Genomic DNA, 19,157 nt, shown 5'->3' on the forward strand with positions numbered 1-19,157 from the left:
AAAAAAAACACCCACCCCTATGAAAAGGGACGAGTGTTGACCCGCGTTGCCACCCCGCTTGAAAGCTGTCTGCTTTCCGCTCTCACCAGATAACGGCTGGCCGCCGGTCCTTCTTTCAAAGGCCGTTCAAGAAGTGGATTCCCCCTGGCTTTTTACCGGTTCACAGCAACCACCGGCTCTCTGGAAAAAAGACATAGGTACTAGCTTCTCTCAATACGTTTATAGCTCTAGTATAACGAGTTGTTTCATCAAAAGCAAACAGACTATGCCGAAAGCGCTGCTTTTGATTGTTGCACAAGCTTTAAAAAATGTTCAGTCATGCGGTGATCCCCGGTAAGCTCAGGGTGAAAAGCGGTCGCCAGCCAATGCTTCTGCTGCACCGCAACGATGCGTTCCCCAAGACGGGCGAGGACGTTCACTTCCGAGCCAACGGACACAATGGACGGCGCACGGATAAACACAGCTTCAAATGCGTCGGCAACCCCTTCGATGTGTAAGGTTTCTTCAAAGCTTTCCCGTTGCCTGCCGAAAGCATTCCTTTCGACGGTCATGTCGATCAGACCAAGATGCACGTGATCACTGTTTTGAATGCGCGCCGCCAGCATGATGAGCCCTGCACATGTGCCAAACACAGGCTTCTCCTCGGCAAAGGATTTCAGCGGCTCAATGAAGCCATATGCATCCATCAGCTTGCGAATTGCTGTGCTTTCCCCACCAGGAATAATTAAGCCGTCAATCGACGCTAATTGATCCGGTGTTTTAACGGTCAGCGCTCGCGCACCCAACGCTTCTACCGCCCGTACGTGCTCTCGAAATGCACCTTGTAAGCTTAATACGCCAATCGTGATGTCCATCGCACCGCACTCCTTTGTTTACTGACTCCGGTCTTGCATCCGGTCTTCTGCGCCCAAACGACCAATCTCTAGTCCTGGCATTGCTGCACCCAAGTCTTTTGACAGCTGAGCAATACGCTCATAATCTTGATAATGCGTCGTTGCTTCAACAATCGCACGCGCATATTTTTCCGGATTAGACGATTTAAAGATCCCTGAACCGACGAAGACACCGTCTGCACCAAGCTCCATCATTAACGCTGCATCGGCAGGCGTCGCAATGCCACCTGCGGCAAAGTTAACAACAGGAAGACGACCATTTTCACGGATCTCCAGCAACAACTCATAAGGTGCACCAAGATTCTTCGCTTCAGTCATCAGCTCGTCCGGTGACATCGACGAAATCTGACGGATTTGCGATTGCACTTTTCGCATATGACGAACCGCTTCGACGATGTTTCCAGTCCCAGGTTCACCCTTTGTCCGCAGCATCGACGAGCCTTCGCCAATTCGACGTGTTGCTTCACCGATGTCACGGCATCCACAAACGAAAGGCACGGTGAAGCCACGCTTATCAATGTGAAATTCCTCATCTGCAGGCGTGAGCACTTCACTCTCATCGATATAGTCGACGCCCATCGATTCCAATACACGTGCTTCTGTAATATGTCCAATACGCGCTTTCGCCATGACAGGCACACTCACCGCGTTTAATACCTCTTCTACAATGGTAGGATCAGCCATACGCGCAACCCCACCTGCAGCGCGAATATCCGAAGGGACACGCTCTAACGCCATGACAGCGACGGCCCCTGCCGCTTCGGCAATTTTCGCTTGTTCTGCATTGACGACGTCCATAATGACGCCACCCTTTTGCATTTCTGCCATTCCTCGTTTCACCCGATCCGTTCCTGTCCGACCCATAGTTGATCCCCTCCATGACTTTCGTAGTAAATGTTGTTTGATGCTTTATTTTAACGCAATGTCGCATGAAAAGCTAGGTCGTCCGGACTCGTTCCTTAAGAAAAGAGACCACTAATGCCTGATACAATCGTTTCCCAAAGGCCAGCAAAGAAGCTGCCAATTGCCCTGAATGTCAAGACAAACCAGTTTGCCTTTTCGACAGGTTCCTGCGTCACGACGTCGACAGAAGCAAACGATTGTTCAGGACCTTGGATAAATCCGTAATCGATGTCACCGCTATATTCAACAGTCATCTGACCAACGACAGCCCCTTCTTCAACAGGCGCAGCAACGTTGTCTTTAGACATTTGATATACAGGCTTAAAGACGTCCTCCACCTTTTCGTCTTTGCTCGTCACGACCGTTAATGGTGCATTGGTCGCGATGCCTACAGCTTCTTCCTTTCCTTGATGAACAGGAAGGCTTTGCTTCTCTTCAGACGTGTACCCTGCAGGATACAGCTCGGTTTTTTCAAACTGATTAAATCCATAATCTAACAATTTCGCTGTTTCTTCAAAACGTTTATCGTTGTCGCTCGTTTTCATGACGACGGAGATGAGACGGACACCATTTCGTTCTGCTGTTCCGGTAAAACAGGCTCCCGCAAGATCGGTATAACCTGTCTTCAGACCATCGACGCCCTCATATTCGTGATTTAGACCTGGAAGCATACGGTTCCAGTTGATCATATCAATCGCATCGCTCGTCCCTTCACGGAACGTCATTCTCGCGATACTTGACGTTTCCAGCACTTCTGGGTATTCCGTAATTAAATGATGTGCTAGAATCGCCGTACTGCGGGCAGATAACATATTGTCGGCATTCGCACTTGTTCCTTCCGGATGCTTTCCGTTTAAGCTGGCATTATTCAGTCCAGTGGTATTGACGAATTGATAGTCTGGCAAGCCGAGCTCGCCTGCCCGCTCATTCATCTTCTTAACAAACGCACCTTCTGTCCCTTCCAGTGCTTCAGCGAGGGCAATGGTCGCACCGTTCGCCGAATAGATTGCCATGGCTTCATAAAGCTCCTTGACGTTATACGTCCCTCCTTGGCGAAGAGGTACGTTGGAAAGACTCCGATTTTGGGAGATCTCATAGGCATAATCTGAAATCGTCGTTTCCTGATCCCACGCCATCCTTCCTTCTTCAATCGCCTCTAAGATCAAAAACTCGCTCATCATTTTTGTCATTGATGCTGGCGGAAGCGTCAAATCTATATTTTTTTCATATAAAATTCGCCCTGTCTCTGCCTCAAAGACAACTGCGGATTCCCCTTCAATCTCTGGACCTGCTGCATATGTACTTGGCATTTGAACGATTTGAATGAGAGAGGCAAAGCTCATGAGAAAAATAAGCTGTATCAGCCCCCAGCGTTTTATCCGTTTCATAGGTTTCCTCCATTTATTTACAAAATAATCATATGTTTTTTTAAGTAACTTTCCCTGTGTCCCCCCTAGGACATACCTATTTAGTGTATCACATCTCATTTTAATCGACGACGATTCTAAAGAATGATTTTTTTACCAAATAAAAAAGAGTGCAGACAAAGTCATATAGACCTTATCCACACTCTGAAATGTAATTGATCAAAGAGAATAATTCGGTGATTCTTTCGTAATTTGAATATCGTGTGGGTGACTCTCACGTAAGCCCGCACCTGTCATACGAATAAATCGAGCGTCTTCACGCAACGAATGAAGACTCGGCGTCCCACAATAGCCCATTCCTGAGCGTAAGCCACCAATCAACTGATGAATTGTGTCGGCTAGCGGACCTTTGTAAGGAACACGTCCTTCGATGCCTTCAGGGACAAGCTTTTGATTATTTTCCTGGAAATAACGATCTTTACTTCCTTGCTCCATGGCGCCAACTGAACCCATACCCCGATAGACTTTAAACTGTCTGCCTTGGAAAATTTCTGATTCTCCTGGGCTTTCAGCCGTTCCAGCAAATAGACTTCCAAGCATGACTGCATTACCGCCAGCAGCCAATGCTTTGACTACATCACCTGAGAATTTCACACCACCGTCAGCAATAATTGTGGCTCCGAGCTTTCTTGCTTCTGTAGCACAATCGTATACAGCTGTAATCTGTGGTACACCCACACCAGCAATAACACGGGTTGTACAAATAGAGCCTGGACCAATGCCGACTTTTACAATGTTGGCGCCTGCTTCAACGAGTGCGCGCGTACCTTCTGCAGTAGCAACATTTCCAGCAATAATATCCAAATCAGGATGAAGGCTACGAATTTCCTTTACTTTTTCCAATACTCCTTTGGAATGACCATGAGCAGTATCGATGACGACAACGTCAACGCCAGCTTTAACGAGCTTCTCAACACGCTGCACTGCATCCTTTGTCACACCGACGGCTGCTCCGACAAGCAATCGACCATATGGATCCTTAGCCGAAGAAGGAAATTCAATCACTTTTTCGATGTCTTTAATGGTAATTAACCCTTTAAGAATTTTGTTATCATCGACGAGCGGCAGTTTTTCAATTTTATGCTGTTGCAAAATACGCTCAGCTTCTTCAAGCGTCGTTCCCACTGACGCAGTGACTAAATTTTCTTTCGTCATCACATCATTAATGCGGATGGAATAGTCCTGGATAAAACGTAAATCACGATTCGTTAAAATCCCAACAAGCTGCTGCTCATTTTCATTGTTTACGATAGGTACACCAGAGATGCGGTATTTTCCCATAAGGTGCTCAGCGTCTGCCACTTGATGATCAGGAGTCAGAAAAAACGGATCAGTAATGACACCACTTTCAGAACGCTTTACCTTGTCCACTTCTTCAGCCTGCTGATCTTGGGACATATTTTTATGAATAATCCCAATACCTCCCTGTCTTGCCAGAGAGATGGCTAGGGCGGATTCGGTGACCGTATCCATGCCTGCACTCAAAATAGGGATGTTTAAACGAAGCCTCTCAGAAAGCGCCGTCGAAACATCCACCTGATTAGGCAAAACTTCCGATTTTGCGGGCATTAACAACACATCATCAAACGTGAGTCCTTCTTTTGTAAATTTTTCTTCCCACATGTCACTCCATCCTCCCTGCACTTTCGTCCTAAATATTATTAGTAGCTTAACAATTGGTTAAACTACTGTCAAGAAGCCGTCTCATGTTTAATTATTCTGTCAACCCTGCGCAATCAAGGAGTGATTTTTATCCGATTCTTTACAGCATTATGGCAGGATGCGGTAAGATATCAGTCCGCAGCCCATGCTCAAAAATACCTTTCCCACCAATACTCAAAGAAAGGCTTTGACAACCCTCAAGCGCAAAGCTATACAAATTGCTATCCATTCATGCACTACTTAGAGCTTGGTCGTACCTATTACGAACAAGCTGCACTTGCACCAATGGCGATCCAGCCCAATCTTTTGTTTTATGGCATGAGCCAGATTTTAAAAGCATGCCTACTCACCGTAGACCCTGCTTTTCCTGGTTCTACCTCGGTGATGGCGCACGGGTTATCTACACGCCGGCGCAAGAAACAGCATTATGAATTTATCGACGACGAAGTGAAAGTCCAAAAAAACGGCCTGTTCCCTCATTTTTGCTATCATTTATTTCAAATGAAACGGATGGAAGGCCATAAATTTTCAATGCTTTATCTTTTGCAACGAATCCCAGAGCTTCAACCTCTGTTTTCAACGATGAAGGGTGAAAGTGCGCAAATGGCGGTGGAAACTATAGACGAAGGGGCAGTGTTGCGGCACCACTCCTCCTTGCTGGATGAACTGCATATGACCTCTGGGCATTATGCTCGTTTTTTAAGCTCTTGCTTCAAACAGAATATTGTCGTTGAGGAGCATTCGCGAGACAGGGCGGTCGACATCAAAGGTTACACGATACAACACCCATATTACGCGGCACCTCTTCAGTTTGATATTCGCCATGAGCAATGGTATTTACCTAAGCTGCGCACTCATTTTACACAGCTACCTGAAGTCGCCGTCCATTACATGCTGCTGTACAACCTCAGTATGATTGCTCGCTATGAAACAAGCTGGTGGATGGACGTTTTACACACACATGCAGGCGAAGATTTTCCGTACATTAGTGAATTTCTGTACGTGACTTCTGTGAAAATGCCGATATACGTTTTATCGTTTCTAAAAGAAGGCGAGCCATCAGCTTAACGATTGAATCGTCAACCCGTCTTTCTGATTTAAAGGAAAAATTTTGTCAGTCTCCACCATTCGCACAAGCGGGGTTAGGAGCGTCTTTTCATCAACGTATATGATTTCTGCCAGTGATCCGTCTGATAAACGAACGCGCGTTCCGATTGAATAATCCATTAAGCTCTGCAAAAGAATTTGAATGGTTTTCGTGTCCAATGCACCATATTTCTGGCGCAGCATTCCTCCGACTGCATGGTAAGGTGTAAGTCCTCGTCTGTAATTTCGATCTGCTGTGAGTGCTAAATAAACATCCGCTACAGCGATAATCTTACCATAAGGATGTAGCTGGCTATCCGCAAGCTGCAAAGGATATCCCGATCCATCAAGACGCTCATGATGTTGAAACGTCGCTAAACGGATATCCTCCGAAAAACTTGCGTCTTTCCGAAGCACCTGATAGCTAATGAGCGGATGCTGTTGAATCAGTTGACGCTCTGACGGCAAAAGAGAAGTATTTTTCTTCAAAAGGTAATCTGGAACCTTAGCCATGCCGAAATCACCGAACAAGCCAGCATAACCAATTTCTTTACATTTAACAGTATCATAGCCTAACTTATGCGCCAGATACGAAGACAGCATGGCGACGGCCACTGCATGTGCAGGAACATAGCTTTTAGGCTGATCTAAATGACAGCCAATAAAGAAAATCTCCTTCGGTTGACGTACAGCTTCTTTTAGACAACGGTCAACCAAAGGCCGAAGCACGTGCAAGTCTGGCTCTCCCCCGTTTTTAAAATCGTAAAAAATGTGATCATACCGATCAATTGTTTGGCAAAATAGCTTTTGAAACAGAGAGGACGTCTGGTTGTTCGTAAACTTTTTTTTAGGCTGCTCGACCATAGGCGTAAACGATGTACCGTCATCTTTCAACCGATGCACTTCGACCTCAGGAACGAGAAACGTTTGTAAAAATTCAATGTCATCATTGGTCAACACTGTGTTTTCCTTTATAAGCGGATCCAAGGTCTTTAAATAAACATCGCGTGCGACAACACAGCCTTCCTGCAATTGCGAAACAGGTACTTTCATAAAATGCTCCTTTATGTCCAGGCGAGTGACTTTTTACTTATTATTTTATGACGAAATCTCGAATTTTCCAAGACTAAGGGCGCATAAATATTTTATTATAAATAAGTTTACAGATAAAACAAGGGATGCCTACTGAAAAGCCTCTGCCAAAAAAATGGGCAGAGGCTTGCAATTCCTTATTAAAGTGGGTCACTCATCGTTGTCATGACTGTCCTCTGAAGATTCATGGGCTTCACCTTCTACAATTTCACCCTGATCTGCTTCTTCATCATCCGTCGGCTCTTCTTCCTCGACAGTCGCAACGGTCGCGACCTTTTCATCTTCACCTAGACGAATCAGCCGTACCCCCTGCGTGTTTCTTCCCATCGATGAAATGCCGTCAACGGCCATACGAATCAAGACACCGCTCGCCGTAATGAGCATTAAATCTTCTTGTCCAGACACCGTTTTCGTTGCCACGACTGAACCATTTTTTTCTGTCACGTTACACGTTAAAATACCTTTTCCGCCACGGCTTTGCAGGCGGTATTCTTCTGCAGGCGTCCGTTTGCCGTAACCTTTTTCAGTCACAATTAATACATCGTCGTCTGCTTCAAGAATCTCCATCCCAATCACTTGGTCTTCTGATGACAGGGAGATGGCACGCACACCGGTCGCTGTTCGTCCCATGGAACGAACGTCTGCTTCTTGGAAACGAATCATCATCCCATGGCTTGTCCCGACAACGATATCTTTGTTCCCATCGGTCAATTGAACATTGATGAGTTCATCATCTTCACGTAACGACAGGGCGATTAAGCCACCTTTACGAATGTTTGAAAACGCAGAAAGTGGTGATCTCTTCGCAATCCCGCGCTTTGTCGCAAAGAATAAAAACCAGTCATCGACATAATCATCGACCGCGATCATCGCGTTAACCCATTCTTCCTTTTCAATATCAAGCAGATTGATTAACGGCAAGCCTTTCGCCGTCCGGCTGAACTCAGGAATTTCGTAGCCCTTCGCCTTGTACACTTTGCCTCGATTTGTAAAGAAAAGCAACGTCGAGTGGGTGGAGGTCGTTAATAAATGCTGAACAAAGTCATTCTCATTTGTGTTCATTCCTTGAATGCCTCTTCCGCCACGCTTCTGATTTTTATACGTAGACAACGGCAGACGTTTGATATACCCATTATGCGTCAATGTCACGACAATCTGACTGCGAGGGATTAAATCCTCATCCTCAATCATATCGTAGCCAGCTGCTGCAATTTCCGTACGGCGTTCGTCTCCGTATCGTTGCTTGACTTCCAAAAGCTCTTCACGAATGATCTCTAAAACCTTTTCTTCATCTGCAAGAATCGCTTTTAATTCAGCGATGAGTTCAATAAGCTCTTTATATTCTTGCTCGATCTTCTCGCGCTCTAATCCGGTTAAACGTTGGAGCCTCATATCTAAAATGGCCTGAGCCTGCTTTTCTGAGAGGCCGAATTGCTCCATAAGTCCGTTGCGAGCGATATCGGTCGTACGTGAAGCGCGGATCAAAGCAATCACTTCATCTAGGTGGTCAAGTGCAATGCGTAGACCTTCTAAAATGTGAGCACGTGCCTCTGCTTTCCGAAGTTCATACGCAGTACGGCGCCGAATGACATCTTTTTGATGTTCAAGATAATAATAAAGACACTGTTTTAACGTTAATACTTTTGGATAGCCATCGACGAGCGCGAGCATATTAATTCCATAATTTGTTTGAAGTGACGTATGCTTATATAAATTATTTAATAGCACATTGGCATTCGCATCTTTTCGGAGCTCAATGACAACCCGCATGCCTTCCCGATCCGATTCATCTCTTAAATCGGTAATTCCATCAATGCGTTTTTCTCGAACGAGCTCGGCAATTTTTTCAACAAGCTTTGCTTTATTTACTTGAAACGGAAGCTCCGTTACGACAATCATAGATTTGCCGTTCGGCTGCTCAATAATTTCTGTTTTTGCTCGGATCGTAATTGATCCTCGTCCCGTTTCATAAGCTTTTCGAATGCCAGAGCGACCAAGAATGATCCCTGCTGTTGGAAAATCCGGACCTGGTATGAGCTCCATCAATTCAGCGATCGTAATGTCAGGATCCTTACTTAAAGCGAGTACACCGTCAACGAGTTCACCCAAATGATGCGGAGGAATATTCGTTGCCATACCGACAGCAATACCAGCAGCGCCATTTAACAGTAAATGCGGTATACGTGCCGGCAGTACGACTGGCTCCTTTTCAGAACCGTCGTAGTTGTCTCGATAATCAATGGTGTCTTTATTGATATCTCGTATCATTTCCATAGAGATTTTCGACATTCGTGCCTCAGTATAACGCATCGCTGCTGCCATATCGCCGTCGACAGATCCGAAGTTGCCATGACCGTCGACAAGCATATATCGATAGTTAAAGTCTTGCGCCATTCGAACCATCGTATCATACACCGCTGAGTCACCGTGAGGATGGTATTTACCGATCACGTCACCGACGATCCGTGCTGACTTTTTGTGGGGCTTGTCCGCCGTCATACCTGAATCATTCATTGAGTATAGAATGCGGCGGTGGACAGGCTTCATGCCATCTCGGACGTCTGGCAAAGCTCGTGAGACGATAACACTCATGGCGTAATCCATAAAGGACGTACGCATTTCTTTGCTTATATTAATTTCTTGCACTTTAGGTCGTTCTTGATCGGCCATAGTGGACTAGACCTCCTCCTGCATTAAACATCCAGATTTTTAACGTACTGGGCGTTTTCCTGGATGAAAAGCCTTCTCGGTTCAACTTTGTCACCCATGAGAACGTCAAAAATCTCATCGGCTTCGATCGCATCCTGTAAACTTACCTGGAGCATTGTCCGTGATTCGGGATTCATCGTCGTCTCCCAAAGCTGCCCTGCGTTCATTTCACCAAGCCCTTTATAGCGTTGCAAACTCGGTTTTGGCGAAGCATTCAACTCGGCAAGGGTTTGTTCCATTTCCCGATCATTGTATGCATATTGCACATGCTTGCCTTGGGTAATTTGGTATAGTGGCGGCTGGGCGATATACACGTAGCCATGCTCTAAAAGCGGGCGCATATACCGATAGAAAAACGTCAAAAGAAGCGTGCGGATATGAGCACCGTCGACATCGGCATCTGTCATAATGACGATTTTATGATATCTTGCTTTTTCAATTGTAAAATCTTCCCCTATGCCTGTACCAAGCGCTGTAATAATCATTCGTACTTCATTGTTGGACAAAATTTTATCTAACCGGGCTTTTTCAACGTTCAAGATTTTTCCGCGCAATGGCAAAATCGCCTGGAAATGACGATCCCGACCTTGCTTTGCCGAGCCTCCCGCAGAGTCACCCTCTACGATGTACAGCTCAGAAATTTGCGGATCCCTCGAAGCACAGTCAGCCAGCTTACCAGGCAAATTGCTAATTTCAAGGGCACTTTTACGATGCGCTAAATCACGTGCTTTTTTAGCGGCAATCCGCGCTCTTGAAGCGAGAAGGCCTTTCTCGACAATTTGTTTGCCTACCGTCGGATTCTCAAATAAAAAGGATTCAAAGGCGGCGGAAAACACGTTATCTGTAATCGTCCGTACCTCGCTATTACCTAGCTTCGTCTTCGTTTGCCCTTCAAATTGAGGATCAGGGTGCTTCACGGAAACAATCGCAGTCAACCCTTCACGAACATCATCCCCAGTTAAGTTAGGGTCATTTTCCTTGAACATGTTTTTCTTACGCGCGTAGTCATTAATGACGCGTGTTAATGCGGTTTAAAACCGAATTCATGCGTCCCGCCCTCAAAGGTATGAATGTTGTTTGCAAAGGAATAAATATTACTTGTAAAGTCGTCATTGTATTGGAGAGCTACCTCAACCTGAATACCGTCTTTCTCACCTTCCACATAAACAGGTTCTTCATGAACGACTGTTTTTGTACGGTTCAAATGCTCTACGTAAGAAGAAATACCACCTTCGTAATGGTACGTGTTACTCGTTTCTTCTTCCGTTCGCTTATCGGTAATAACGAGCGTCAGGCCTCGGTTCAAGAAGGCTAATTCGCGTGTGCGATTTCGCAACGTTTCAAAATTGAACTCTATTGTTTCTGTAAAGATCGACGTATCCGGTGTAAAGTGGATACGAGTTCCTGTCACATCAGTTGTTCCAATCGCCTTTAAATCTTCATCAGGAACCCCTTTTTTATATGATTGAAAATAGATCTCTCCGTCTCTGTGGACATATACCTCTAGCGAAGAACTGAGGGCGTTGACTACGGAAGCTCCCACGCCATGCAGACCCCCGGATACTTTGTAGCCACCGCCGCCAAATTTTCCTCCGGCGTGCAGGACTGTCATGATGACTTCAACAGCAGGGCGCCCCATTTTTTCTTGTATACCGACTGGGATGCCACGGCCATTATCAATGACAGTAATGCTATTGTCCTTTTCAATGACCACTTCAATCTTTGAACAATATCCGGCAAGCGCTTCGTCAATGCTGTTGTCGACAATTTCCCACACTAGATGGTGAAGCCCTCGTTCATTAGTCGCCCCAATGTACATCCCTGGTCGTTTTCGAACGGCCTCTAGCCCTTCTAGTACTTGGATTTGACTTTCATCATAGGTGGCTTGTTCAGCTGCATTATGTTCACTCGTCAATTCAATCACCCGCATTCCCTTTACATTTCACTACTCTTAAGCAGCACTCTCGCCGTTCAAAATGATCGGTCTTAACCATCTCCCTCCAGCTCTTGAACATTGTCTAAATCATGTATCATTTGTGATCGCTTTTTCAGCGTAGCCGACGAGAGTGGAGAGTAAAAGACAGCATCTTTCGTAACAACAATCGATTTTGGTGACCCTTCAGAAATTTCGTGTACAAGTCCGCATTTTTGGTTTTCTGCGATAAACTCCTGTGTCATTTCAGACGATTCTAGGAGACTATTGTCCAAAATTGCAATGACATCTTGAGTCCGAACGACTGTGTCTTCTCCTAGGTGAATAAACATGACCGCTCACCTCATTTTCATAATGGTTCCTTGATGCACCGCAAACATCGATGCTCGTTGAATCGTCTCGTGATCAATCCCTTCCACACTGGTCGTCGTTACAAAGGTTTGTACTTTCCCTTGAATCGTGTTTAATAAATGGGATTGTCGCGAATCGTCCAATTCGGATAAGACATCATCAAGTAAGAGAATTGGATATTCTCCTACTTCCTGCCGAATCAACTCTAACTCCGCTAGTTTTACAGACAATGCAGCCGTTCTTTGCTGTCCTTGAGAGCCGTAAGTTTGAACTTCTTTCTCATTGACATAAAAAAGCAAATCGTCACGGTGCGGTCCAATTAACGTGGTACCGCGCTCGATTTCCTTTTCTCGCATCGCTTCAAATCTTTCCATATACTCTTTTTCTAGTGTCGCCAATTCTTCATGCTCTGATACCTTTAAAGAAGGGGCGTACGTAACGGTAAGCGACTCACGCTGTTCTGTGATTCCGGCATGCACAGGTGCCGCCAATTCTTGCAGTAAGCGGACAAAGGCAAATCGTTTCTCCGTTAAGTGCGCCGCCGCTTTCGAAAGCTGTTCAGTGAGTACATCTAAGGTCAACATGTCCCCATTTGACCGCTGCAACTTTTTCAAAAGCTGGTTTCGTTGCTTAAGAATTTTCACGTAGGTCGATAGATGATGCATGTATATCGGGCTTACCTGTCCGATCTCCATATCTAAAAATCGTCGACGAACTTGAGGACTGCCTTTTACAAGATTCAAATCTTCAGGTGCAAACATCACTACGTTTAAAGCCCCGAGGTAAGTACTTAGCTTCTTTTGCTCGAGTTGATTCAAACGAGCTTTCTTGCCTTGCTCCGATATAACAAGCTTCATTGATATATTGCCGTTCTTTTTCTGGATGTCCCCTTCTATTTTAGCATAACTTTCATCCCATTTGATTAATTCTTTATCTCTTGGCGTTCGATGAGATTTAGCCATTCCAAGAACATATGCAGCTTCCATGAAATTTGTTTTTCCTTGAGCATTTTCTCCAATAAACACATTTACTTCGGGGTCAAAAGCAATCTCTGCAGTAGAAATATTACGATAGTTCGTCAAAGCCAGCTGTTCAATATACACAAAGTACGCCCTCCCTAACGGACGTTGATCAGGCAAGATTTTCCTGATGGGAAGCTCACCTGATCTCCGGGATAAAGCTTTCGCCCCCGCCGGGATTCTAGCTCTCCATTGACTTCCACCGCATGTTCAGAAAGATAAATTTTAGCCATTCCCCCAGTACTAATTTCACCTACCAGTTGAAGAGCCTGCTGCAGTGTAATATACGGCGTTTCAATCCAAAGTGTTTCTTGTCTCATCCGATCGCTCACTTTCTTTCGCCTTTCCTCTGTGTAAAACCAATAAATTCAAGACGAATCAGTCCCTCTATTGTACTAAAGATTGAGTAAAGAGAAAAGAAACCAGTACGGCTCATCAGCCACACTGGTCAAAAAGATACGGACAGCGCTCATAAATTAAATTTGCTATTCCTGCATTAATGAGTTCGTACTGGAACGATCATGTACAAATTGCGCACATCATCGATACCTCGAATAACGAAAGGTCGCATCGCACCAGTAAAGTCAATCCGAATATCCGCACTATTAATGACTCTCAAGGCGTCCATCATAAATTTTGCTGAAAACGAAATCGTCAACGTATCCCCCTCACACACTTGGGCAGATACGGTTTCAATGACTTTACCAATCTCAGGTGAATTCGATGAAATTTTCACCTCATGTTCACCTTCAGAAATCGTTAATTTAACGACATTGTTTCGATCTTCTTTTGCGATGAGTGACGCCCGATCAATCGCCTGTAAAAATTCTTTTGTATTGACTTCAATGCTCGTTTTATTTGATTCGGGGATGAGCTTAGATGTATCTGGATAATTTCCTTCGAGCAACCGTGAAAAAAACAACAATTTTGGCGTCCGGAATAAAATTTGCCGCTCCGTCATGACAATATCGATGTTACGATCTGTATCACCTAAAATCTTACTTAGTTCAGTCAAACTCTTTCCTGGTATAACAACATTATGGCGTTCCCCGTCCCCGTCGTCAATCTTCGCTTGCCTTAACGCTAAACGATGGCTATCTGTTGCAGTACAGACGAGGTCGTTTCCATCAATTGCCCAGTTTACACCTGTCAAGATTGGTCGTGATTCCGACGTTGAAATTGAAAACGCGGTTTGCTTGATCATCGTTTTTAATAAATCGATTGGCATTCGATGAACTTGATCTTCCTCGATAGCCGGCAGTAAAGGATATTCATCAGCATCCATGCCATTCAGATTAAATTTTGCATTCCCAGATGAAATTTGCGTGTTCAAATGGGTCATGACTTCTATCGTTACGGTAGATGCAGGCAATTTTTTAACAATTTCTCCAAAATAACGAGCTTGAAGGACAATACTTCCAGCTTCAACGAGTTCGACTAAGGTTTCATCTTCCTCCTCCAGAGGGACAGTCGCTTCAATGGTTACGTCTGAATCACTACCTGTAAAAGTTACACCCTCACTAGTCGCTGTTATTTTAATTCCTGTCAATACAGGTATCGTCGTCCGAGGTGAGACGGCTTTTAATACATCTTGTACGGCTTCAATCAATTTATCTCTTTGGATTGAAAAGTGCATGTCGCATCCTCCTGGCATTGTTTCACAGACAAAAGGCTGCCTGCTGACATATATATTTATTTTAAAGAATAAAAGTAGTAGTACTCGTAGTAGGCGCTGTGGAATTGTGGATAAGATATAAAAACGTAACTGTACCAAGTTATCAACATGTGGACAAGGTGTGAATAAGAGCGACTCTTTTATCCACACTAATCACAAGCTTAAAAGCCTATAGTTGTTTTAAACTGGCGTGGATACCTTCGATTTTAGACTGTAGCTCTGCATCCTGTTTTAACAGGTGAGAGATTTTTTCATGGGCGTGAATGACAGTTGTATGATCTCGTCCGCCGAATTCTTCGCCAATCTTTGGCAAGGAGAAGTCCGTTAACTCTCTTGACAAATACATCGCAATTTGGCGAGGGAAGGCAATCGATTTTGTACGTTTTTTTGCTTTGAAATCCTCAAGTTTAATATTGAATTCCTGACCAACCGTTTGCTGGATATCATGAATTGTAATCGTTTTTGCTTTCTGATTTGGAATAATGCTTTTGAGCGCTTCCGCAGCTAAGTTAGCGTTAATGTCAGAATTAATTAACGAAGAATACGCCACGACACGAATTAACGCACCTTCAAGCTCGCGAATATTTGTATCAATTTGATTCGCGATGTACAGCATCACTTCATTCGGAATATCAAGCCCTTCAGCTTTCGCTTTTTTGCGCAAGATGGCGATCCGTGTTTCTAAATCAGGTGGCGTAATGTCTGTAATCAGTCCCCATTCGAAACGAGATCGAAGTCGGTCTTCCAGCGTAGGTATTTCTTTAGGTGGACGGTCGCTAGAAATGACGATTTGCTTACTTTCTTCGTGAAGAGCATTAAAGGTATGGAAAAACTCTTCTTGCGTTTGTTCTTTGCCGGCGAGAAATTGAATATCATCAATAAGCAGAACATCAACATTTCGATATTTATTACGAAAATCGACGCCGCGATTATCTCGGATTGCATTAATAAATTCGTTTGTGAATTTTTCCGTCGACAAATAGACAACCTTTGCTTGGGGATTATGATCTTGTACATAATGGCCGATCGCATGCATTAAGTGCGTTTTTCCAAGACCGACCCCGCCGTAGACAAACAATGGGTTGTAGGCGTTTGCAGGAGCTTCAGCTACAGCAAGTGAGGCTGCGTGGGCAAAGCGGTTACCAGAACCAATAACAAATGTATCGAACGTGTACTTCATATTCAGCATGTTTTGTGGTGGTTCATCCGTCGAAATGGCAGAAGGTTTTTCAGGAATTGGCTTTGGCTCAATTGTTTCTTCTTCTCGATCCTGAGGGATAATAAATTTTATCTCTAACGCATCACCAGTAATTTCCTCAATCGTAGCAGCGACCAAATCGGTATATTTATCTTCCAGCCAATCTCTGGCAAACTCATTCGGCACGGAAACGGTTAATAAAGAACGATCTAGATCATACGCTTTTGTTGATTTTAACCATGTATCATAGCTGGGTTTACTCACTTTTGTTTTTATTTTTTCAAGTGTTCTTTCCCAGAACTCTGTGAGGTCCTGCACCTAAACCCCTCCTTCTCAATCAATATCAATCCCTTGGCGGAGCATTATGTAACGAAGCCGAAAAACACCACATTGACAACACGTGGATATGGATGCATAACTATACATCCATAGAAATGAAGCAATCATAGATTATTATGGCAGAAAAATATAAATCCACGACAAATATCCGACTGTGGATGGTTTAAGCACAGTGATATGGATAAAAAAGAAATCTTAATCCACAAGGTGTGGAGAATAAAATGTCCAAAAGGGGTTAAACACAAATATGATACCAAAAGAAGAGCTTGTTTGCAATGAAATATAGCATGTTATCCACAGAGCGAAAAAGAGGTGAATATCTTTTATCCACAAGCTGAGAAGATGTGAATGGGTTGTGAGCAAACTGTGGATAGATTTTGGTGGAGTATCATCATTCACAGTTGCCATCAATGACTCTTGTGGATAATTTATAAAGAGAGGAAAGAATTTGATAGTGATGAATAACGAAACTTTGTTGACGCACTTATTCCTTTTCTTTATAATAGTTAAGACTGTCTGTAAGATGGAAAGTATCGAGCTGGAGGTGTAGTCATTGAAACGCACATTTCAACCAAATCGTCGTAAACGGAGTAAAGTTCATGGCTTTCGTAGCCGTATGAGCACAAGTAATGGTCGGAAAATACTCGCGCGACGTCGTCGTAAGGGAAGAAAAGTATTGTCTGCATAGGCCACTGATGACGTCAGTGGTCTTTTTTTCCATGTATCTATTTTATTGAAGGAAGAATGGAACGGGTTGGTGAATGTAGTTTGGAGAGTAAGCACCGTTTGAAAAAAAATAAAGACTTTCAACACGTCTTTCAGGAAGGTCAGTCGACAGCAAATCGCCAGCTCGTTGTCTATGTAAAAAAACAAAATGATCTTGGACATTTTAGAGTCGGTTTTTCTGTCTCAAAAAAGATGGGCAGTGCCGTTAAACGAAATTACATTAAACGTTGTTTAAGACAAGCATTTCAAAACATCGATCTGGAATTGGGACCGGTAGACATCATTGTCATTGCTAGAAAACCGGCAGCCTCACTCGGATGTGCCGACATTCATACAAGTCTTCGCCATGTTTTAAAAAAAGCAGGACTAGCCCGAGGGAGTAGATGACCAATCCCTTCATATAAATGAAAAGACAAGAATGAATTAAATGAAGTAGTGAAAACCTGTTTTATAGCAACCCTACATAGAGTTAGGAGGATCCATTGTTGAAAAGACATCACCGCTGGGCTTCATGGGTTGTGCTGGCAAGTGCTGTATTGCTTTTGTCTGGCTGTACAGAAATTAACCAGCCAATTACCGAAGAAAGCACAGGGATATGGAATGAATTTTTCGTATACCCGCTGTCGTGGTTGATTATACAAATTGCTGGTATGTTTAGTGAAAGCTATGGACTAGCGATTGTTATTGTCACGCTTATGATCCGACTCGTTTTGCTTCCATTGTTTATCAAACAAACGAGGAGTTCCAAAGCGATGCAAGAAATTCAACCTGAACTTCAGGCTTTAAGGGAAAAATATTCATCGAAAGACCAAAAAACACAGCAGCAGTTACAGCAGGAAACGATGCAATTGTTCCAGGAGAGGAAAGTCAATCCACTGGCTGGTTGTTTGCCGATTTTTGTTCAGATGCCGATCCTGCTGGCATTCTATCATGCGATTATGCGAACAGGCGAAATAGGAAACCATACGTTCCTCTGGTTCGATCTTGGTGAATCCGATCCTTACTTTATTTTGCCGATTGTCGCTGGTATTACAACATTTTTGCAGCAGCGTATTATGATGGCAGGCAATGCGCAACAAAATCCACAGATGATGATGCTTATGTATATTATGCCGGTAATGATCATTGTATTTGCGGCTTATTTCCCTGCAGCACTCGCTTTATACTGGGTGACAGGAAACATTTTTATGATCATCCAAGCGTTGATCGTGAAGGGACCATCACCTAATAAAAATGGAGCACCGGCAAAGGCGGAGGGAACGAAAAAGTGAGATTAGAGGTCACCGCTGAAGGTAAAACGGTTGATGAGGCTATTTCTTCGGCACTACAACAGCTTGAGACAACGCGTGAAAACGTGCAAATTGAAGTTGTTCAGGAACCTAGAAAAGGCTGGTTTGGGCTGTTTGCACGACCAGCTTTGGTCAATGCGCGAATGATTGAATCGGAGCCATCCTTCACACCTGAAAAGAGTGAGGAATTCAAGCCGTCTGAAACGGAAGCGGTGGCTGAAAACACGCTGAACATTGAAGATGAAACGAAACAGTATATCCAGAATATGCTTAATGCGATGGACTTAAAAGCAGAGGTCGTTTTCATTTCATCGAAAGAACGAGAAGCGTGGTTTGATATTCGCGGTGAGGATATTGCGCAAGTGATAGGTAAACGAGGTCAAACCTTAAACGCATTCCAACAGCTTGCCCAAGCGTTTATAAATCACCATGACACGAAATTTAGACTCGTCATGCTAGATGCTGAAGGATATCGTGGACGTAGGAAAGAAACGTTAGAGCAACTAGCTGTTCGTATGGCCTATAAAGCTAAAACTGAACATGTAACTGTACAGCTTGATCCAATGCCCTCATTTGAACGAAAGATCATTCATCATGTTCTGCAAAAATATGAAGGCGTTGTAACAGAATCAGCAGGCCAAGAGCCTAATCGATTTATAAGGATCCGACCGACTGAAGTGTCATAAGGTCGAAAAAGTATAGAAGGTCATTCGTGACCTTGTCTATACTTTTTTTATTGGACAATTTTAACGCAGTTTCTATATGAAGATTGAAAGATGAAGCGTAATGTTGAGCAAAACGAGAAAATAAACACGAGAATGATTGTTAACAAGCTGAAAAATAGAAGAGTTGCAA

16 protein-coding genes, 1 pseudogene and 1 other annotated feature are annotated in these 19,157 nt (G+C 43.9%); of the genes and pseudogenes, 5 read left to right on the forward strand and 12 right to left on the reverse strand.

All coding sequences use genetic code 11. The features are described 5' to 3' along the window. Nucleotides 1-22: 22 nt before the first annotated feature. Nucleotides 23-223, reverse strand: a binding site (T-box leader). Nucleotides 224-263: 40 nt separating this feature from the next. The 4 genes from pdxT to guaB form a co-directional block, all read right to left on the reverse strand. Then, nucleotides 264-854, reverse strand: a complete 591-nt coding sequence (pdxT, locus tag G4V62_RS09535) for a pyridoxal 5'-phosphate synthase glutaminase subunit PdxT (RefSeq protein ID WP_165201584.1) — start codon at nucleotides 852-854, stop codon at nucleotides 264-266. 18 nt (nucleotides 855-872) lie between these two features. Next, nucleotides 873-1,757, reverse strand: a complete 885-nt coding sequence (pdxS, locus tag G4V62_RS09540; protein ID WP_165201586.1) for a pyridoxal 5'-phosphate synthase lyase subunit PdxS — start codon at nucleotides 1,755-1,757, stop codon at nucleotides 873-875. A gap of 95 nt (nucleotides 1,758-1,852) precedes the next feature. Continuing rightward, a complete protein-coding gene (locus tag G4V62_RS09545; RefSeq protein ID WP_165201588.1) occupies nucleotides 1,853-3,184 on the reverse strand; it encodes a serine hydrolase in 1,332 nt (443 codons plus the stop codon). A gap of 198 nt (nucleotides 3,185-3,382) precedes the next feature. Then, on the reverse strand, nucleotides 3,383-4,846 hold the full coding sequence (guaB, locus tag G4V62_RS09550) for an IMP dehydrogenase (protein WP_165201590.1): 1,464 nt from the start codon (nucleotides 4,844-4,846) through the stop codon (nucleotides 3,383-3,385). A 120-nt stretch (nucleotides 4,847-4,966) separates the two neighbouring features. Between guaB and G4V62_RS09555 the strand changes: the two genes are divergently transcribed. Continuing rightward, nucleotides 4,967-5,953 carry a YaaC family protein gene (locus tag G4V62_RS09555; protein ID WP_165201592.1) on the forward strand — a complete coding sequence of 329 codons (987 nt, stop codon included), beginning with the start codon at nucleotides 4,967-4,969 and terminating at the stop codon, nucleotides 5,951-5,953. Here the strand turns inward: G4V62_RS09555 and G4V62_RS09560 are convergent. The 8 genes and pseudogenes from G4V62_RS09560 to dnaA form a co-directional block, all read right to left on the reverse strand. After that, nucleotides 5,945-7,024 (reverse strand): HD-GYP domain-containing protein, encoded by a 1,080-nt coding sequence (locus tag G4V62_RS09560; protein WP_165201594.1) that lies wholly within the window; start codon nucleotides 7,022-7,024, stop codon nucleotides 5,945-5,947. The genes G4V62_RS09555 and G4V62_RS09560 overlap by 9 nt on opposite strands. Before the next feature lie 189 nt (nucleotides 7,025-7,213). After that, on the reverse strand, nucleotides 7,214-9,733 hold the full coding sequence (gene gyrA, locus G4V62_RS09565; protein ID WP_165201596.1) for a DNA gyrase subunit A: 2,520 nt from the start codon (nucleotides 9,731-9,733) through the stop codon (nucleotides 7,214-7,216). Between the two features lie 23 nt (nucleotides 9,734-9,756). Next, a pseudogene (gene gyrB / locus G4V62_RS09570) lies at nucleotides 9,757-11,702 on the reverse strand (DNA topoisomerase (ATP-hydrolyzing) subunit B). Nucleotides 11,703-11,758: 56 nt separating this feature from the next. Then, the gene (gene remB, locus G4V62_RS09575) at nucleotides 11,759-12,037 is read right to left on the reverse strand and encodes an extracellular matrix regulator RemB (protein WP_165201598.1); all 279 of its coding nucleotides are present in this window, start codon (nucleotides 12,035-12,037) and stop codon (nucleotides 11,759-11,761) included. Nucleotides 12,038-12,043: 6 nt separating this feature from the next. After that, nucleotides 12,044-13,159: a DNA replication/repair protein RecF gene (gene recF, locus G4V62_RS09580; protein ID WP_165201600.1), complete on the reverse strand. Its 1,116-nt coding sequence runs from the start codon at nucleotides 13,157-13,159 to the stop codon at nucleotides 12,044-12,046. 14 nt (nucleotides 13,160-13,173) lie between these two features. Further along, on the reverse strand, nucleotides 13,174-13,395 hold the full coding sequence (locus G4V62_RS09585; RefSeq protein WP_165201602.1) for an RNA-binding S4 domain-containing protein: 222 nt from the start codon (nucleotides 13,393-13,395) through the stop codon (nucleotides 13,174-13,176). A 176-nt stretch (nucleotides 13,396-13,571) separates the two neighbouring features. Next, nucleotides 13,572-14,711, reverse strand: a complete 1,140-nt coding sequence (dnaN, locus tag G4V62_RS09590; RefSeq protein WP_165201604.1) for a DNA polymerase III subunit beta — start codon at nucleotides 14,709-14,711, stop codon at nucleotides 13,572-13,574. A 208-nt stretch (nucleotides 14,712-14,919) separates the two neighbouring features. Next, nucleotides 14,920-16,266 carry a chromosomal replication initiator protein DnaA gene (gene dnaA / locus G4V62_RS09595; RefSeq protein WP_165201606.1) on the reverse strand — a complete coding sequence of 449 codons (1,347 nt, stop codon included), beginning with the start codon at nucleotides 16,264-16,266 and terminating at the stop codon, nucleotides 14,920-14,922. A gap of 574 nt (nucleotides 16,267-16,840) precedes the next feature. Between dnaA and rpmH the strand changes: the two genes are divergently transcribed. From rpmH to jag, 4 genes are all read left to right on the forward strand, one after another. Then, the gene (gene rpmH / locus G4V62_RS09600; protein WP_165201608.1) at nucleotides 16,841-16,975 is read left to right on the forward strand and encodes a 50S ribosomal protein L34; all 135 of its coding nucleotides are present in this window, start codon (nucleotides 16,841-16,843) and stop codon (nucleotides 16,973-16,975) included. A gap of 56 nt (nucleotides 16,976-17,031) precedes the next feature. Further along, on the forward strand, nucleotides 17,032-17,400 hold the full coding sequence (rnpA, locus tag G4V62_RS09605; RefSeq protein ID WP_312855474.1) for a ribonuclease P protein component: 369 nt from the start codon (nucleotides 17,032-17,034) through the stop codon (nucleotides 17,398-17,400). A gap of 98 nt (nucleotides 17,401-17,498) precedes the next feature. Continuing rightward, a complete protein-coding gene (gene spoIIIJ / locus G4V62_RS09610) occupies nucleotides 17,499-18,284 on the forward strand; it encodes a YidC family membrane integrase SpoIIIJ (protein ID WP_165201612.1) in 786 nt (261 codons plus the stop codon). Further along, complete coding sequence (gene jag, locus G4V62_RS20310) at nucleotides 18,281-18,988, forward strand: RNA-binding cell elongation regulator Jag/EloR (RefSeq protein WP_165201614.1); 708 nt, start codon at nucleotides 18,281-18,283, stop codon at nucleotides 18,986-18,988. Before spoIIIJ ends, jag begins: the two co-directional genes overlap by 4 nt. The last annotated feature ends 169 nt before the right edge of the window (nucleotides 18,989-19,157 follow it).

Origin of the sequence: Litoribacterium kuwaitense (assembly GCF_011058155.1) — a bacterium.
GTDB lineage: Bacteria > Bacillota > Bacilli > Bacillales > DSM-28697 > Litoribacterium > Litoribacterium kuwaitense.

Bases quoted from the DNA above. Each gene is read 5' to 3' on its own strand.
- rnpA (WP_312855474.1), top strand. From the start codon at position 17,032: ATGGAACGGGTTGGTGAATGTAGTTTGGAGAGTAAGCACCGTTTGAAA.
- pdxS (WP_165201586.1), bottom strand. From the start codon at position 1,757: ATGGGTCGGACAGGAACGGATCGGGTGAAACGAGGAATGGCAGAAATG.
- remB (WP_165201598.1), bottom strand. From the start codon at position 12,037: ATGTTTATTCACCTAGGAGAAGACACAGTCGTTCGGACTCAAGATGTC.
- G4V62_RS09560 (WP_165201594.1), bottom strand. From the start codon at position 7,024: ATGAAAGTACCTGTTTCGCAATTGCAGGAAGGCTGTGTTGTCGCACGC.
- gyrA (WP_165201596.1), bottom strand. From the start codon at position 9,733: ATGGCCGATCAAGAACGACCTAAAGTGCAAGAAATTAATATAAGCAAA.
- dnaN (WP_165201604.1), bottom strand. From the start codon at position 14,711: ATGCACTTTTCAATCCAAAGAGATAAATTGATTGAAGCCGTACAAGAT.
- G4V62_RS09545 (WP_165201588.1), bottom strand. From the start codon at position 3,184: ATGAAACGGATAAAACGCTGGGGGCTGATACAGCTTATTTTTCTCATG.
- G4V62_RS09585 (WP_165201602.1), bottom strand. From the start codon at position 13,395: ATGAGACAAGAAACACTTTGGATTGAAACGCCGTATATTACACTGCAG.
- pdxT (WP_165201584.1), bottom strand. From the start codon at position 854: ATGGACATCACGATTGGCGTATTAAGCTTACAAGGTGCATTTCGAGAG.
- guaB (WP_165201590.1), bottom strand. From the start codon at position 4,846: ATGTGGGAAGAAAAATTTACAAAAGAAGGACTCACGTTTGATGATGTG.